Origin of the sequence: Leptolyngbya sp. AS-A5, assembly GCF_039962495.1 — a bacterium.
Taxonomy (GTDB): domain Bacteria; phylum Cyanobacteriota; class Cyanobacteriia; order Leptolyngbyales; family Leptolyngbyaceae; genus Leptolyngbya.
The window spans coordinates 72,761-89,110 of sequence record NZ_JAMPLL010000018.1; the positions used below are offsets into that span (position 1 = coordinate 72,761).

Below are 16,350 nucleotides of genomic sequence, written 5' to 3' on the forward strand. Positions count from 1 at the left end.
TTGATTACTTCAAAGTCCCCCACGAGTGGGGGATTTAGGGGGCAATTAGCCGCTTAGAACGAAGCGACAATTTGCATCTACATCGTAGTTTCTGGCTTTAGAAGAGGGGAAACTTTAATTTATGGCTATTGCTTATGCTAAGTTCGCAATCGTTTCAGTCTAAGTTCAAAGCAGCACTACAGAACATCCTAACGCTGACATTGCTGCTGATTGCTCTACCAATTAACCTCACGATCGCTCTATGTGCCTGGATCGTTGGCAAGTTTCAGCAGTCGTCTACTCCGCAATCTGATTCACCAAAACGCATCTTGATTACGGGCGGCAAAATGACCAAAGCCTTGCAGCTTGCGCGATCGTTTCATGCGGCAGGTCATTGGGTTGTTTTAATTGAAACTCAGAAATACTGGCTTACTGGGCATCAGTTTTCTAATTCGGTCGATCGCTTCTACACTGTTCCTGCACCGAAGCAAGACCCAGAAGCCTTTGTTCAAGCGTTGCTGAACATTGTACAGCGAGAAAACATTGATGTTGTTGTTCCAGTGACTAGCCCTGTTGAAAGCTATTACTGTTCACTTGCAAAACCTGCATTATCAAAACATTGTGAAGTATTGCACTTTGATGTAGGAATCACTCAGCTATTGGATGACAAGTTTGAACTCAGTCAGAAGGCTCGATCGCTCGGTCTCACGGCTCCGAAAACATACCGCATCACCGATCCGCAGCAAGTTTTAGATTTTGACTTTGACTCCAGCCAGTACATTCTCAAAAGCATTGCTTACGATTCGGTACATCGCTTGGATATGACCAAGTATCCATTGGCATCCAAAGAAGCAATGGCAGCACATCTCGCAACATTGCCCATCAGCGAAGAGAGTCCTTGGATTCTGCAAGAGTTCATCACTGGGCAAGAGTATTGTACGCATAGCACTGTGCGCGATGGTGAAGTGCGCTTACATTGTTGTGCGAAGTCTTCTGCATTTCAGGTGAACTATGAGCAGATTGATCATCCTGCGATTCAGGCTTGGGTGACTACATTTGTAAAAGCGTTGAATCTCACCGGACAAATTTCGTTTGATTTCATTGAACGATCGACCGGAGAAGTGTATGCGATCGAATGTAATCCTAGAACACATTCTGCAATTACAATGTTCTACAATCATCCCGATGTAGCAAAAGCCTATTTGGGAGAATCGATCGCCGTAGAACCGATTCAGCCGCTTCCGAGCAGTAAACCCACCTACTGGACATATCACGAGGTCTGGAGACTGATCACCGCCGGATCTTGGAGGCGCTTCCAGGAGCGCCTCAGTGTGATTTTGAATGGAAAAGATGCTATGCTTCAAGCCTCTGATCCAATTCCCTTTTTGATGGTGCATCACTGGCAGATTCCATTATTGCTATTGAATAACTTACGTAAGCTCAAAGGCTGGATACGAATTGACTTCAACATTGGTAAATTAGTTGAACCTGGTGGAGATTAATGAACTTAAATCGGATTCATCAAGGGATTGTCAGTCTGATTGAACCGATTCCAACGGGAGCATCTGAGCTACAAACGATTAGCATTCTTGAGCGCGGCGCAATCCGGATTGGCAATGCGATCGCTGGAATGCTGCGATCGTCACTCCGAGGCGCACCGATGAACTGGGACCCGTGGATTCTTAAAGATGGCGATCGCTATCTGATGTTCTATCTACAAGGAGTCGAAGGTCAAACGCCCTGGTGGTCAGTGAGCAACCTATGTGGTGCAGTGTCCAAAGACTTGTATCACTGGGACGATTTAGGCATTCTACTGGCACCTGATCCAAACCATGCTTGGGAATCGGGCAGAATTTCCGCAGGTCATACCCTAAAAGAAAATGGAACATACTATCTGTTCTATTCAGCAGGCGGCAGAGAAGGGCGAGAACTCAAAAGTGAAGGCATTGGACTTGCAACTTCAACCGATGGCATTCACTGGGAACGCCAGTACAAGCATTTTCCCTTAATCCCGGACGAGGATGATCCTGATTATGGTCGCTGCAATTGGTCAAACCATTTTCACTGGCGTGATCCTTACATCTTCAAAGATCCTGACTCTGGTAAATATTTTATGTTTACCTGTGCAAGCTCCAAAACGCCCGGAGACTTTCAAGGCTGTGTGGGCGTAGCCGTTTCCGATACTATTGACGGCGAATATCAACTGCTTCCTCCCGTACTTGTTGCACCTCCCAATGCAAAAAACTGGGGCTTCTATCACCTTGAACGTCCCCAAGTGATTTATCAAAATAATCAATATCACTTATTTTTCTCTTGTTTTCGGATGTTTCAAAATCAGAAATGGCTGCACAAACATCCACGCGGGCGCATTACGAATTCTTCGTTGCATTGGTATGTGAGCGATCGCATCACAGGTCAATTTCTTCCAGTTGAGCAAAATCAATCGATCGTTCCCGGCAGCGAAACCAGCGGACTCTACGGAACTAACCTGCTCGAAACCGAGACTCCTGATGAATACATCGGCTACGGCTGGTATCACCGTCTTCATGTCCTCGAAGTCTCGCCCCGCTATCGAATTCTCTGGACGGGAAACGGCTACGAAATGCGACGCGCTAATCCCTCCGGTCTTCAGTTTCCGCGCTCGATCTCGTCCGGAACACTCACCGCAGCCAGTGAATCATAAAGTAAGAGGACATTGCCTAAATCGTTTCAGTCCAGGCAATGACGCGCTATGAGAACCAATGCTTTGATTGTGTCTGGAGTCGTGGTTTTGACTGCTGCTGTGAGTTCGGCGATCGCGGCTGTCACTTATCTGCGTCCCCAACCCCAACCGACCCCCTTCCAAATAGAACAGCCCGCCCCTTCGACTCCACCTGCAACCAGTGAGAAACTCAATCCTCCGGTTGCGGCTTCTCCTGCTCCTGCTGCAAGTCCTAATCCTAACCGTTTACCGATCGCGCTTGTAGACGAATCCACGCAGTCTTCAGACTTCGCGAAATTCCTCGATCGCACTCGTCAAGCGGTGCGAGATCGCGATGCCCAATATATTCGCAGCATCGTGACTCCAGAAACCAAATTTAGCTTTGGGGCACAGCGATCGATTGATTATCTCAATCCAGAAAACCCCAATTCATCATTCTGGACATCGCTTGAAAAAGCTCTCTCGCTGGGTTGCTCTGAAGAAAGTTACGGCTACTCTTGCCCGACCGTGTTTCAGCAATTTGACAACGCAATTAAAAAGAATCCCCCAGCAAACCTCGATGCGTTTTCTGCGATCGTTGTGGTCGGTGAAACTGTGAATGTGCGATCGCAGCCCAATACAAATTCAGCCGCGATCGCAACTCTAACAAACGAGATTGTGAAATACGACACAACCACCTTTCAAAACGCCTCCGATGCGGAGAAATCCAGCACAATGAGGCTCGACAATCCTAACGGTTGGACACCTGTAATTTTGTCTGATAATCGACGTGGATTCGTTGCCAGCCGCTATGCTTACAGTCCTGTTGGATACCGAGTTTTATTCAGCAAAGCCAGTGGTGAATGGAAGATGCAGGCTTTTGTCACTGGAGATTAAAGGAGGTTGGAAGCGCTGCTTAATTTGCGGCGGCGATCGACGGCAGGATATTGTAGCTTCACTGGCGATTTGTCTTAATCGCTTTGGCGATGTCCGTCAGGATAGATCGTAAACGCATCGACGATCGCGCCTGTGAGATCGAGATCCGTTGAGCGTGATAAGTTCGTCCCGCTCAAATTTGCACCATTCAGATTCGCTTGCTTCAGGTTTGCTCGACTTAGATCTGCCTGTCTCAAATTGGCGTTGCTGAGGTCAGCATTTACCAAATTTGCGCCACTTAAATTTGCTCTGCTCAAATTTGCGTCATTCAAACTCGCCAAACTCAGATCGGCTCTCAGAAGTGCCGCATCCTCCAAATCTGCATCATCCAAATTCACTTGGTGTAATTGAGCATCACTAAGTTCGGCGCTTTTAAGCTGCGTTGAACTCAAGTTTGCTTGATGTAAATTGGCATAAGGTAAGTACGCACGATTTAAGCAACTGCCAGCTAGATTAATTCTGACTAACCTTGCTTCAAAAAAGTTAGCTTGCTCTAAGTTACAGTTCTCAAATTCTCGTTCTCCCTGGTTGTATCTTGCAATCAAAACCTCAGCCGCGATCGTCTCCATTGTTCTAGACTCTGCTTGTCGCATACGCCTCATATAGAAACGTAAAGAATATTTCTGACAAGTTAAGAATACTTAACATTTTCTTTAGGGATCGCTCAGTGATTTTAGGGGGAATGGGGTGTCTCGTTTCCTTTTCAGCCCTCTCCTCCCTACCCACTCTCTACTCCTTTCAGCGTTTACCAATCAAACAAGATCACTACATATGAATTTGTTTTCCGGATAGTCAGCTCTCCGCCCTGATCTCATGTCAATATCAGAAACAGTACGCAGTCTAAAAATTAGCTATGCCGGACTTGCAAGTGTCGATCGCTGAACACTATCACGAACGCACCAAATACGACCCGCAAACGATTCACACCAAAAGTCAAGCGCTGAACTGGGAAGAGCAGCCAATCCCGTTCAAGTCCTACAAGTTTGGAGCCTCGATCGACCTGAAGCCTTATCTCAGTGAAGAATCGAAAGACGATTGGTGGCAGCGGCTTTCTAAACTGCTTGTCTGTAGCTACGGTCTGACGGGTGCGATTCCCACCAATGGAGAGCCGCATTATCTACGATCGTCTCCTTCTGCGGGGGGACTGTATCCGGCTGAAGTCTACCTAATTTCTCGCGGAACCCCGGACTTGCCTGCTGGGCTTTACAACTATCAAGCAAAAACCCATACCTTACTGCATTTTTGGGAGGCGGAGGTCTGGAACTCGCTTCAGTCGGCGTGTTTTTGGAATCCGGCTTTAGAGCAGACCCAATTTGCGATCGTGCTGTCTGCGGTGTTTTTTCGCTCAGCTTGGCGCTATCAAGATCGGGCGTATCGGCGGATTTTTCTCGACACTGGACACTTAATTGGAAACATTGAGCTTGCTTGCGCCATGACGGATTTTCGTCCGCATTTGATTGGCGGATTTGCGGATGAAGCGATCAATCAATTGTTATACTTCGATGCAGAACAAGAAGGTGCGATCGCAGTGTTACCGATCGCTGACTTATCCAAAGTTCGAGAACACCTGCCGCTGGCTCGAACCGCACTTCCGACTGCACCGCAGCTAGACTATCCCAGGATTCCCGATGGTGGATTGCTGAGTTATTTTCACCAAGCGACTCAAATTCCCTACAATGCCAATGCAAAAGTAAACTGGACTGTTCCCGAATCTGAGGAACATTCGGATAAATACAATTTTCCGTTTTGTTTGAAAGTTTCGACCGTTTGCAATCCAATTCACTGGGATACAAACTTACGCGGACTTGAGCAAACAATGATTCACCGTCGATCAACCCGTGCGTTTAGCGGTGAACCTCTGCTGCTTGAAGAACTCAACGCGATTCTAGATTTTGCTTATCAACCCCAGCATTACATTGATCAACATCTCGATCGTTCTCCCGATTATTTCGATTTGAACTTAGTTGAAACCTTTGTTGCCGTTTCGGGTGTCACTAACCTCGAAGATGGTTGTTATTACTATGCTCCTAGAGCGCAAGAGCTTCGTCAGATTCGATTTAAGAACTTCCGACGTGAACTGCATTTTCTGTGTCTAGGTCAAGATTTGGGGCGGGATGCAAGCGCGATCGTGTTTCACACCGCAGATTTGAAGAAAGCGATCGAGCAGTATGGCGATCGAGTTTACCGTTATCTACACATGGATGCGGGACATTTAGGACAGCGCATGAACTTAGCTGCGATTCATTTAGGGCTCGGCGCAAGTGGCATTGGAGGATTCTTTGATGATCAAGTCAATGAAGTCTTGGGGATTCCACAAGATGAGGCAGTTTTGTACATTACGACGTTGGGTCGATCGAGACAACGGTAGAACAGGACGATTGAGAGTCAAAATGCTTGAGCAGTTGGGGCTTCCGGCTGGACAGTCGATCGAGACAACGGTAGAACAGGACGATTGAGAGAGTACCTTTCAGTTGTGGCAGCTTGGAGATCAACGAAACAGGAGCGCAGAAGCTATGAGCAGTAAATCTACTGAAGTTCAAAGCATTGAAGAAATTGCTCGACAAGCTCATTCAGGAGTATAGGTCTCTGAGCATTTCACAAATCAGTTTCAGGTCAAACAACATATCAGCATTGCTTTTCCACCTGAGTTGCTAAAAAGGATTGACGCAGACTGTCAATGGCAAAAGATTACTCCTCAAGATTGGATCAAAATAGTTTGTGCTGAGAAGATTGCTCAGATTCAAGCGGGTACAGAATCGAACAGTGTCTAGCAATGAGCAGGAAAACTTTACTAATCAGGCTGTAAAATAAATCCCTGCCGAATTGCATCCTGAATTAAATTCTCTACAAACTCACCTAACACGGAAGAACCGATCGCAACCGGAGCCATCCGATGCCTCACTTTCTCCACCGTTACGCCTGCCTTTCTCCAAGTGCCGCCCTCGGTGTAGTAATTGTGCAATAACGGTTGGAGTCGATCGAGCGCCGTCGCAAACTGAGCATCTAGGGTTTCTTTCGCCTCAAACTCTTCCCAGAGCGATCGCAGTTCCGCTCCTAAATTCTCTGGCAACATTCCAAACAAGCGATCGGCGGCTTTCTCTTCGCGTTCGGCTTGGTCTTGCAGCGCGATCGTGTCATAGCAAAACGTATCTCCGGCATCGATTTCAACTAAATCGTGAATCAGCACCATTTTGAGAACGCGCAGTAAATCGACTTGCGGATCAGCATATTCGGCAAGCACGATCGCCATCATCGCCAGATGCCAGGAATGCTCTGCATCATTCTCGCGCCTCGATTTGTCCATCAGGATTGTTTGTCGTAAAACGTGCTTGAGCTTGTCAATTTCAACGATGAATTGGATTTGCGCTTGCAGTCTTGTAGTAGTCAGTTGCATGAAAAATCTCTCAGTGCTAAACTTGCGGTCAAACGCTACAGGTAGCGTAGAATAAACAAATCAAATCCTACTCACGGCGTATCTAGAAATTCATTCTGTCGCTAGAATAGGTGTATCAGTAGAGAGTGATCATGAACGTTCCTCGCCTGCATCCAGACACGATCGAACAAGTCAAACAACGCGCTGATATTGTCGATGTCGTTTCGGAACACGTTGTCCTGAAGAAGCAGGGCAAGGATTTTGTCGGCTTGTGTCCGTTTCATGATGACAAATCTCCGAGCTTTACGGTGAGTCCGAGCAAACAGTTTTATTACTGCTTTAGCTGTGGAGCAGGGGGCAATACAATCAAGTTTCTCATGGAGTTGGGCAAACGCAATTTTAGCGAAGTTGTCTTAGAACTGGCGAATAAGTACCAAGTTCCAGTACAAACGCTACAAGCTGAGGATCGTCAGGAATTCCAGCGTCAACAATCGGTGAGAGAACAGCTATACGAAATTTTGGCGATCGCAGCCAAATTCTACGAACACGCCTTACAACAGTCCCACGGCGCGGAAGCGCTCTCCTATCTGAAGCGCGATCGCAAACTTTCCCCGGAAACGATTCAACAATTCCAACTCGGTTTTGCTCCTGCTGGATGGGAAACGTTGTCTAAGTATTTAGTCGAACAAAAGCGCTATCCGGTTGTGATGGTGGAAAAAGCCGGATTGTTGATTCCGCGCAAAAATGGTGAGGGATATTACGATCGCTTCCGTAACCGTTTAATGGTTCCAATTCATGATTCTCAAGGTCGCGTGATTGGATTCGGTGGAAGAACTTTAAGCGACGAACAGCCGAAGTATCTGAACTCTCCTGAAACGGATTTATTCGACAAAGGGAAGACGCTTTTTGGATTGGATAAAGCGAAGAGCGCGATCGCGAAACAAGACCAAGCCGTTGTAGTTGAAGGCTATTTCGATGTGATTGCGCTTCATACGGCTGGAATTACGAATGCAGTGGCTTCACTTGGAACAGCCTTAAGTGTGGCTCAAGTGAAACAACTTTTGCGCTTTACTGAATCCAAGCGAATTGTGTTTAACTTTGATGCCGATCGCGCAGGAGTCCAAGCAGCAGAACGAGCGATCGGAGAAATTGCAAATCTCGCCTATCAAGGAGAAGTTCAGCTTCGGATCTTGAACACTCCCGATGGTAAAGATCCGGATGACTATCTTAAGCATCATTCAGCACAAGACTATCAAGCCTTGCTCGATCGCGCCCCACTTTGGCTAGATTGGCAGATTGAACAAGCAATACTGCATCAAGACCTGAAACAATCTGATCAGTTCCAGCAAGCAGTGATGGCGATCGTGTCTCTGCTTGGAAATCTGCCGAATCCCTCGCTGCGAACGCATTACATTCATTACTGTGCAGAACTCTTGAGTCAGGGCAACAGTCGGTTAGCTCGGCAAATTGAAGAAAACTTACGGCTGCAAGTTCGGGGGCAACGGTGGCATGGTCGATCGCAAAAATGGCAAACTCCGGGGGATCGCAACCTACTCGAAGAATGTGAATCTCAGCTATTGCGCCTCTACCTTCATGCGCCGGAATGTCGCGTTCAAATTAGAGCCGCGATCGATGCTCAAGATCTCGAATTTAGCCTGTCACACCATCGCTTTCTCTGGCGGCAAATTTGCGAGATCGAGCAAGACAATCTCGATTGTGATTTGTTTGAGCAACTGCGCGATCGGACTCACGACTTTCCTCGCGAAATGTCTCAGGTCTATTCACTGTTTGAACTCGACGAGAAGACCAAGCGCGACATTCTCAGAGCGCCACTTGTGATTCGATCGGCAACGGCTGGAATTGAGCGCGTCATGTGCGAAAAACGCTATCGGCACTTCCTTGATCTTTGGGAAAAAACAGATCTCAGCACCACGCCCGATCTGGGACAGTTCTATCAACAAAAAGCCTATGTTGAGAAACAGCGAATTACAGAACTCGATCGTCTGCGTCAAGTGAGTTTTGTTGACCTGGTACAAGCACCGATCGCGGTCGATTAAGCTTGATCGAGTCGAATTGCTTGTTCTAACGCAGCCTTTTCTCTGGCTCGATCGACAAACGGCTGTAACTCGGATAGCTCTCGTCGCGTCAGGACTTGTAAGTTTGCGATCGACATTCCTCGCATGAGTAGCTCAACACACCAAGTTTGAAACGCTTGTTCGATCGTGGGCGGTTTCAAAATGCCCTCTGTGAGACTATTCCAGCGCTGCAACAAATCTGCTTCGGTGATCGGCTGACCGCTCGAATTAAGAAACATCGCTGACGAAACATCTTTGCGGCTTTTAAGCCATTGAGTCAGCGGATTTTTTGTATATGAACCGTAACGCTTTCCTAAAATCCACTGATTGAGCGGACGAACAAACTCTTGAGAAAGCTGTAACTGTTGTTGGTGTCGAGTCGAGGAATAGTCCGATCGTCTTAGCTGCACCAATTCACCCGCACTCAGTCCCGCCCCAAATAAAACATACGCGATCGCATAGTCTTGCAATCCTCGCTTTTTAGCACGTTGAAAAATCGAATGCACCATATCAGCGCTCAAATCCCGAACTCCTGAAGGAATCGACTGGGAAGGCTGAAGCGCCCCTTGTAAAAACAACGTGACAAGGTTCGACACGAATTCTTCTCGGCTCTGCCAAAGTTCGTGAAATTCGCTAGTGAACTCAATCACGGCATACCCTAGCAGCATTCCATTCAGCAAGCTTGCAAGCGTCTCCGCAGGCAGATTTGGCTGCATTTGACGACGCTGAATCATCTGATCAAAATACTCCGCCACATAGCGATTCGCCTGAGTCAGACCCCGCCCCAACGCTTTGCGATTCTCAGCCGGATATTGCCCTGCTTCTCCGACCACCGATCGCACCATTTCGGGAACTCGCTCCAAGGCTTCTAGACAAGTTGTGGCATATTCTTTCAGCGCTTGATCAATGTAATCTGCTTGATCGGCTTGTTGTACCAGCGTTTGACCCAGTTCTGTAAACACCGCCGCTTCCTCGATCGCGGCTAACAGCAATCCATGTTTATTACCAAAATGCCGAAACAGCGTGACTTCGTTGACCTCTGCTAATTCAGCGATCTGTTTGGTCGTCGTCTCGGTGACACCGTGAGCCGTAAATAGCTCCAGTGCCGCTTGAATCAGCCTTTGGCGAGTGGTCATTCGAGGAGTAGGCATAAATAATGCAAGTGCTACTTGCAGAAAAGCTCATCCGTTGTTAGGCTACAGATGCAAGCGGCACTTGCAAATGCGTTTCTCAACTGTAACGGATTTCGTCAAAAGTTGAAAATGCAACTTGAGATCGGACTGAATCAAGACCGATCGTTGTCAACTTAGTAAAGGATTTTCATGACTTCTAATTCTATTCAAGCCGACTCCGAACAAGCTCTCAAACTGGAGTGGACGAACGTTGCGTTTTTCGGAGCCTTTCACGCTCTGGCACTCACTGCCCCCTGGTTTTTCTCCTGGAAAGCCCTCGGCGTGATGATTTTTTTACATTGGCTATTTGGTAGTATTGGTATCTGTTTAGGTTTTCACCGCCTGCTGACACATCGAAGCTTACAGGTTCCCAAACCTTTGGAATATGCGTTGGCGGTGATTGGAACACTGGCACTACAGGGTGGTGTAATTTTCTGGGTGGCGGGCCATCGGATGCACCACTTGCATACAGAAGATGTAGACAATGATCCCTATTCAGCCAGTCGCGGCTTCTGGTGGAGCCATATGGGATGGGTGCTGTATCCCCGCGATAAGTTTTTTAACTATGAGTCTTATCGACAATTTGCGCCGGATCTGGCTCGTGATCCGTTCTATCGTTGGCTCGATCGCACTGAAGTTTATCTTGCGCTGCAAATTCCGATGGCGATCGTGCTTTATCTATTAGGCGGCTGGTCATTTATTATTTATGGCTTAGTGTTGCGGGCGGTGTTGTTGTGGCATAGCACCTGGTTTATTAACTCGGTCACGCATCTGTTTGGCTATACAAACTATGAAGCAGAGGATAATTCACGCAATCTTTGGTGGGCAGCGTTGATTACCTACGGTGAAGGTTGGCACAACAATCACCATGCTCAGCCGAATGTGGCAAAAGCGGGTCGGAAATGGTGGGAAATTGATGTGACGTGGTGGGCAATTCAGGTGTTGCGATCGCTTGGTTTAGCTCGTCGTGTGGTGATGCCGCCGAATTGAGTTAATTTAATCAGCAGAAAGCCAAAACGCGATCGAGTGCGATCGCGTTTTGATGTTTTTATAGCGGTCGCCAATAGTGTTGCGGTATCGAACGAGACTTAGTGGGCACTCTAACCTTGTTGAGTCGTTGGGTCGAGATCGGGCCAAAAGCATACAGTCAGGATTGACGAGAAAAAGCCATTGCAGCCCTAGACCGAGGTGTGCCAAAGAGCGAAGTGATCCAGATGTTCAACATCAGTCGGGATAGTCTTGAGCGTTGGTTGAAACGGCGCTCAGAGACAGGAAACTTCCAGGCGACTCAAGGCTATCAGCAGGGAGCCAGCCATCGAATTGTCGATCGGGAAGCATTTCGCGCTTTTGTGAAACGGCAGGGTGACAAGACTCAGGCAGAACTCGCGGAACTTTGGCATGACTCAGTGAGCGCCCGCACGATCTCACGGGCTTTAGCGAAGATTGGGTTCACTCGTAAAAAAAGACCTACGGCTATCGCGAACGGGATGAAGTGAAACGAGCGGAATTTCTGCAACAGCTTGCTTTGATTGAACCGTCCCGTCAAGTTTACATCGATGAAGCAGGCCTGGATCAGCGCATCGGACTATGATTACGGTTGGTGTGAAGCGGGAGAGTGATTTGAAGCCCTCAAATCTGGACACCGAGGTGGACGCATCACATGATTGCAGCGTGATGTGAGCGATAACTCCAAGCACGATTCACCGTCGAGGGTGGGCTGAAAGAAGGGGGACGCGCACTTTATGTAGTAGGCAAGTTAGCTGCAATCAACCTTTCAACACTATGTTGCGTCTATAACATTGCAGAGCATTTCAGGTTTAAGCTACTTATATATAGCATCCTAAGAATCAAGGAAATTGCTTTGCTGCCAACAACTATAAATCAGGAGGACTGAAAGGCGCATCTCAATGGCATGAGGCTATAAAACTAGCTTTGCAATGCAAAAGGGATTGAGGAAGAGATTGGTTGTGTATTAGATTAAGTTTCTAGATTATCAAAGCTTGCATGGCTAGGATATACGCATAACTCACGACACTTATTTGCGAAGCAGTAGACGAGCTCACTATAACGATACTAATCTGCAAATTCTCGACCAATCTCAGAGAAACGTAAAGACGACATTAATTTGCGAATAGGAAAGGATCTAAATTTAGCGACATTAATTTGCGAAGATTGGCAAAACCTAGCAAATTAGTCCAAAAACGACATTAATTTGCGAATCACGACATTTAATGTGCGAATGTACAAGTGAGTCAATGGAGCTAAGGGGAGTCGAACCCCTGACCTTCTCAATGCCATTGATAAAGGTCATCTCTTACAAGGCGGTTTACAAGCAAATTTTGGAATTTGCAATAATAACTAGACCAACAGCGAACCATCAAATTTCCTTCAGATAAAGACCTGTTTTGTAAGAATTAGGTGGTAACGGTGGTAACAGTAAATCACAACACCAATAAAATCAATACTTCTGAGCGTTACCACCTTAATCATAGAGGTGGTAGCAGGTGGTAACAGACGTATCTTAATTAGCAGAGCGCAATAACTAAAATCTAGTGGTTGCGAGGGTTTAACAGTGTTACCACCTCGATTTCCTACATGCACGATCGCGCTCAGTTTGGGAACGCTGAACCTGTTCCTTATTCACAGTGGCGATGGAAGAAATCGATTTTTTAATGAATTCTGAACCCGCGATCGCGCCCATGACGATCGAGGCTTTGCTGCTTCTGGTGTTCATGCTTGGGCTAGTAACGTGGGATTTTCTAGCGGAGTAGCAGAATTTACAAGATTAGCCTTTCCCCTATCACTTCTTAGGCACTAACGGGAGCGAACTAGGCTCGCAATCGCTTGCACCAATATCTCCGGGTCAACTGGCTTCGAGAGGTGCTTTTGAAATCCTGTTGTCAGTGCCTGCTGCTCATTTATTTCCCCGGCATAAGCTGTAAGCGCAATCGCCGGAATTTGTCCGCCCTGTTGGGGTGACAACGCTCTCACCTGTTGAATCAGCATATAGCCATTTATCTCAGGCATCCCAATATCGCTCAGCAGCATATCTGGCTTGGATTGAACTAACACCAGCAACGCTTCTGAAGCAGATGCAACCGCTCTCACCTGTGCACCTGCCTGTTCTAAGACAAACGCCTCAAATTCCCGTGTATCCGCATCATCATCCACCACCAAAACTTTGATACCGCCCAAATCAACGTTCTGTGTCGACGATCGTTCCTCTAACCGTGCTTGAGATTGCGTTGACATCAGCGGAAGTCGGACAATGAAGGTTGCTCCTTGTCCTTCTCCAGCGCTGTCCGCTTGAACTGTCCCTCCATGCAGTTCAACCAGGTGTCGGACGATCGCTAATCCTAATCCCAATCCCCCAAATTTTCGGGTTGTTGCCCCATCTGCTTGCCGGAAGTAGTCAAACACATAGGGCAAAAAGTCAGGAGCAATTCCCTGCCCGGTGTCGCTGATCGTAATGCAGGCATCAGAATCAAGGCGCTCCAACCGAATCTTGACCTGGCCTCCTGCCGGAGTGAACTTGACTGCATTCGAGAGCAAATTCCACATCACTTGCTGCAATCGCGTGGCATCCCCCAAAACTGAGCCTGTATCCGATATGAGGGTTGACTCCACTTGAATCGACTTAGCTTCTGCCGCTAATCGTATCGTTTCGATCGCTGCCCGAATTGTTGAAGCAAGATTGACCGGAGCGACATTGAGCGTCAGCTTGCCTTGCAGAATGCGGGATACATCTAGCAGGTCTTCAATCAGTTCTGATTGAAGTTTGGCATTCCGTTCAATCGTTGCTAACGCTTGCGCTGTCTTTGTTTCGTCTAGTTTGCCGTTCTGGAGTAGTTTAGACCAGCCCAGAATTGGATTGAGGGGCGTTCGCAATTCGTGCGACAAGACTGCTAAAAACTCATCCTTGATTCGGTTTGCTGCCTCGGCTTCTGCTCTTGCCGCCTCAGCTCTCATCAGGTTTTCGGTCCGCTCCTGCTCCCGCTGGAACAGCAAATTTGCTGCGAATTCTAAGGATTGTCCTAACAAAACCACTTCTTTGATCGACAGAGAATCAACCTGGGGATACTCACCGTTTGCCAACGCTTCCGCAGCCGAAGCAGTCGAGGTAATGCTGCGGGAAATCTGCCTTGAAAGAATGAAAGCACCGATGCCGCTCACGAAGAGCAACGCTATTCCTGAACTAACAACAAGTTCCATCGCTCGTCGGGCTGGTTCTTCGATGACCTGAATAGGTACAGTGACAGCAACGGTCCAAGGGGAATCGCTGACCCGACAAAAGGCGACATAAACTCTCATCCCTTCTAAAGTGGTATCCTGGTAGACTCCCTCAGTGGTCTCTCCAATCCGCTTCAGAAAAGATGGCGTTCCGCGCTGCCCAACAAATCGCTCAGGTTCCCGGGTACGTGCCACCACAACTCCTTGTCCATCGACCACCGTACGCGTCCATTCTTCATCAACGGTTGCTTGCTCGTCCGTGATCCGCGCGATCGCTTTCTGATTAATAACCGCCGTCAGGACGTACTGAAGCTTGTCGCCGCGCATCACCGGGATGCGAACTGGGAAGCCAAAAAGGTTGCGTTTAAGCTTTGAAGGGCCGAGATTACCAATGGTCGGCTGGTGAGTTGCGACAACGCGCTGTAGGCTTGCTGGCTCTCCTGCTCTAGGCAAGGGCAGACCAAAGGGTTGGATTGTATTAACAACTTGTTGCCCGTCGGGTGATAAGAGAATCACAGTGATCCAACTCGGTTGGGTGGGCACCACTCGCTTTGCCTCACTATGAAAAGCTTCAAGGTTATCCTGGTTAAGCTGTTCTGATGATGCCAAGGCTTGAAGTGTCCGAGTGGTGCTTGAAAGTTCTCGTTCTACCGTCGAGGCTAAGTTACGAGCTGCGAGAAGTGCACGCCGTTCTGATGCTGATTGTGCCTCACTGGACAGTCTATAGACGACTACAACGGCAAACATCACAACGGGAAGCAAAGTTCCTGCGACCAGGATGACAAGATACCACCTTAGCGAAAGCGTTGAACGACTGAAGGATGTTGAATCAGGAGGTTCCTTTGCTGCAATGATGCGCTTAATCAGCGTATTTAAGAATCCAAGGCGGACCGATTTTCCTTCTGGCATCAATTGTCAGCTGTGGGTGATAGTGTGAGACAAGGCGGCTACTGCCCTCCTAGAGAAATGCTCATCATCACTCCCCAAATCTTGTCGGTGCAATCCGCTTAGTCCAGCAAGACCTCACACTTCTCCGTTCGAGTATGACGGTGACTCGGTTATACTAACGAATTACTTTTTCCTTTTGTCAAAGTCTTTTAAATACGTGACATGGAGCTGAGGGAAGCCGTCACAGCGAGATGCACAAGACTTCTGATTCCGTCAGCCTAGATGCAATGGTAGTGGTCTAGACCTGGGGATATTCTTCGCTATAATGTCCGCTAGACCTGGGTTTCGCCAACCTGATCCCCAGGTCTAGCGCATCACCGACTACATTCAGCTTTCCCTTTTTTGGCTGTTGTCTCACTTGGTACAGGTGCATCACGGTTCGCAAGCGCTCCCGTCTTTGCCTCGATCCTTCGATGTGTATTCAGGAGGCTCTACCGATGAACAAGATCCAGGTGTATGGATGAATCTTAGACCGATTAGCACAACCAAAATTCGTCTATGCACCTGTACACATAAACTTCACACTAGCAACGCTAAAGCTTTAGTACCCCGCTGACCTTGCTTCCGATGCAACCCGTTTTCCTGGTTCTTCGACTTTTGTGCTTTAACTGCGGACACAGCAAAATTATATAAAAAATAAATATTTAAGTAACTTAGGTAACTCAGGTAACTTTCACCTGAACCCCCTATCCTCTGGGCATTTGTGGAGTTACCTATTTTCAATTTTTGAAGTAACTCCAGGTAACTTGGTGAGTAACTTTCACTTTCCCGGCACGATCGATCAGTCCCCTTCCCATGAACTGCAATGGAAGAAACTGCTCTTGATTTGATGTTGAATTCTGAACCCGCGATCGCGCCCATGACGATCGCGGTATGGCTGATTCTGGCGTTTCAGGTTGGGCTAGTAGCTTGGGGACTTATGGCAGAGCGACGCGATTCGGGAAGATAATCTGCGAT

At 47.7% G+C, this 16,350-nt stretch carries 12 protein-coding genes; 8 read left to right on the top strand and 4 right to left on the bottom strand.

Features of this window, described 5'->3' with window-relative positions; genetic code table 11:
- Positions 1–134 precede the first annotated feature (134 nt).
- From NC980_RS18400 to NC980_RS18410, 3 genes are read left to right on the top strand one after another with little or no spacing between them, the layout of a single operon-like run.
- Entirely contained in the window at positions 135–1,481 is a 1,347-nt protein-coding gene (locus NC980_RS18400; protein ID WP_190376081.1) for an ATP-grasp enzyme, read from the top strand.
- Positions 1,481–2,662, top strand: a complete 1,182-nt coding sequence (locus NC980_RS18405; RefSeq protein WP_190376082.1) for a family 43 glycosylhydrolase — start codon at positions 1,481–1,483, stop codon at positions 2,660–2,662. The genes NC980_RS18400 and NC980_RS18405 overlap by 1 nt, the downstream gene beginning before the upstream one ends.
- A gap of 48 nt (positions 2,663–2,710) precedes the next feature.
- Complete coding sequence (locus NC980_RS18410) at positions 2,711–3,556, top strand: SH3 domain-containing protein (RefSeq protein ID WP_199298443.1); 846 nt, start codon at positions 2,711–2,713, stop codon at positions 3,554–3,556.
- A 74-nt stretch (positions 3,557–3,630) separates the two neighbouring features.
- Here NC980_RS18410 and NC980_RS18415 read toward each other — a convergent pair whose 3' ends face one another.
- Entirely contained in the window at positions 3,631–4,188 is a 558-nt protein-coding gene (locus NC980_RS18415) for a pentapeptide repeat-containing protein (protein WP_199298444.1), read from the bottom strand.
- A 260-nt stretch (positions 4,189–4,448) separates the two neighbouring features.
- Between NC980_RS18415 and NC980_RS18420 the strand changes: the two genes are divergently transcribed.
- Positions 4,449–5,963 (top strand): SagB/ThcOx family dehydrogenase, encoded by a 1,515-nt coding sequence (locus NC980_RS18420; RefSeq protein ID WP_190376083.1) that lies wholly within the window; start codon positions 4,449–4,451, stop codon positions 5,961–5,963.
- Between the two features lie 423 nt (positions 5,964–6,386).
- On the opposite strand, the gene NC980_RS18425 is transcribed toward NC980_RS18420, so the two are convergent.
- Positions 6,387–6,989, bottom strand: a complete 603-nt coding sequence (locus tag NC980_RS18425; RefSeq protein WP_190376084.1) for an HD domain-containing protein — start codon at positions 6,987–6,989, stop codon at positions 6,387–6,389.
- Positions 6,990–7,120: 131 nt separating this feature from the next.
- On the opposite strand from NC980_RS18425, the gene dnaG reads away from it, so the two are divergent.
- Positions 7,121–9,025 carry a DNA primase gene (gene dnaG / locus NC980_RS18430; RefSeq protein ID WP_190376085.1) on the top strand — a complete coding sequence of 635 codons (1,905 nt, stop codon included), beginning with the start codon at positions 7,121–7,123 and terminating at the stop codon, positions 9,023–9,025.
- On the opposite strand, the gene NC980_RS18435 is transcribed toward dnaG, so the two are convergent.
- Complete coding sequence (locus tag NC980_RS18435) at positions 9,022–10,194, bottom strand: TetR family transcriptional regulator (protein WP_190376086.1); 1,173 nt, start codon at positions 10,192–10,194, stop codon at positions 9,022–9,024. The genes dnaG and NC980_RS18435 overlap by 4 nt on opposite strands.
- 171 nt (positions 10,195–10,365) lie before the next feature.
- On the opposite strand from NC980_RS18435, the gene NC980_RS18440 reads away from it, so the two are divergent.
- Positions 10,366–11,205 carry a fatty acid desaturase gene (locus tag NC980_RS18440; RefSeq protein ID WP_190376087.1) on the top strand — a complete coding sequence of 280 codons (840 nt, stop codon included), beginning with the start codon at positions 10,366–10,368 and terminating at the stop codon, positions 11,203–11,205.
- 179 nt (positions 11,206–11,384) lie between these two features.
- A complete protein-coding gene (locus tag NC980_RS18445) occupies positions 11,385–11,711 on the top strand; it encodes an IS630 transposase-related protein (protein ID WP_347272585.1) in 327 nt (108 codons plus the stop codon).
- Between the two features lie 1,318 nt (positions 11,712–13,029).
- Here the strand turns inward: NC980_RS18445 and NC980_RS18450 are convergent.
- Positions 13,030–15,354 (bottom strand): ATP-binding protein, encoded by a 2,325-nt coding sequence (locus tag NC980_RS18450; RefSeq protein ID WP_199298445.1) that lies wholly within the window; start codon positions 15,352–15,354, stop codon positions 13,030–13,032.
- Positions 15,355–16,198: 844 nt separating this feature from the next.
- Between NC980_RS18450 and NC980_RS18455 the strand changes: the two genes are divergently transcribed.
- Positions 16,199–16,342 carry a hypothetical protein gene (locus NC980_RS18455; RefSeq protein ID WP_190376089.1) on the top strand — a complete coding sequence of 48 codons (144 nt, stop codon included), beginning with the start codon at positions 16,199–16,201 and terminating at the stop codon, positions 16,340–16,342.
- The last annotated feature ends 8 nt before the right edge of the window (positions 16,343–16,350 follow it).

What these genes read in the sequence shown, in the direction of transcription:
- NC980_RS18400 (WP_190376081.1), top strand. Translation starts at nt 135, where the DNA reads ATGCTAAGTTCGCAATCGTTTCAGTCTAAGTTCAAAGCAGCACTACAG.
- NC980_RS18405 (WP_190376082.1), top strand. Translation starts at nt 1,481, where the DNA reads ATGAACTTAAATCGGATTCATCAAGGGATTGTCAGTCTGATTGAACCG.
- NC980_RS18410 (WP_199298443.1), top strand. Translation starts at nt 2,711, where the DNA reads ATGAGAACCAATGCTTTGATTGTGTCTGGAGTCGTGGTTTTGACTGCT.
- NC980_RS18415 (WP_199298444.1), bottom strand. Translation starts at nt 4,188, where the DNA reads ATGCGACAAGCAGAGTCTAGAACAATGGAGACGATCGCGGCTGAGGTT.
- NC980_RS18420 (WP_190376083.1), top strand. Translation starts at nt 4,449, where the DNA reads ATGCCGGACTTGCAAGTGTCGATCGCTGAACACTATCACGAACGCACC.
- NC980_RS18425 (WP_190376084.1), bottom strand. Translation starts at nt 6,989, where the DNA reads ATGCAACTGACTACTACAAGACTGCAAGCGCAAATCCAATTCATCGTT.
- dnaG (WP_190376085.1), top strand. Translation starts at nt 7,121, where the DNA reads ATGAACGTTCCTCGCCTGCATCCAGACACGATCGAACAAGTCAAACAA.
- NC980_RS18435 (WP_190376086.1), bottom strand. Translation starts at nt 10,194, where the DNA reads ATGCCTACTCCTCGAATGACCACTCGCCAAAGGCTGATTCAAGCGGCA.
- NC980_RS18440 (WP_190376087.1), top strand. Translation starts at nt 10,366, where the DNA reads ATGACTTCTAATTCTATTCAAGCCGACTCCGAACAAGCTCTCAAACTG.
- NC980_RS18450 (WP_199298445.1), bottom strand. Translation starts at nt 15,354, where the DNA reads ATGCCAGAAGGAAAATCGGTCCGCCTTGGATTCTTAAATACGCTGATT.
- NC980_RS18455 (WP_190376089.1), top strand. Translation starts at nt 16,199, where the DNA reads ATGGAAGAAACTGCTCTTGATTTGATGTTGAATTCTGAACCCGCGATC.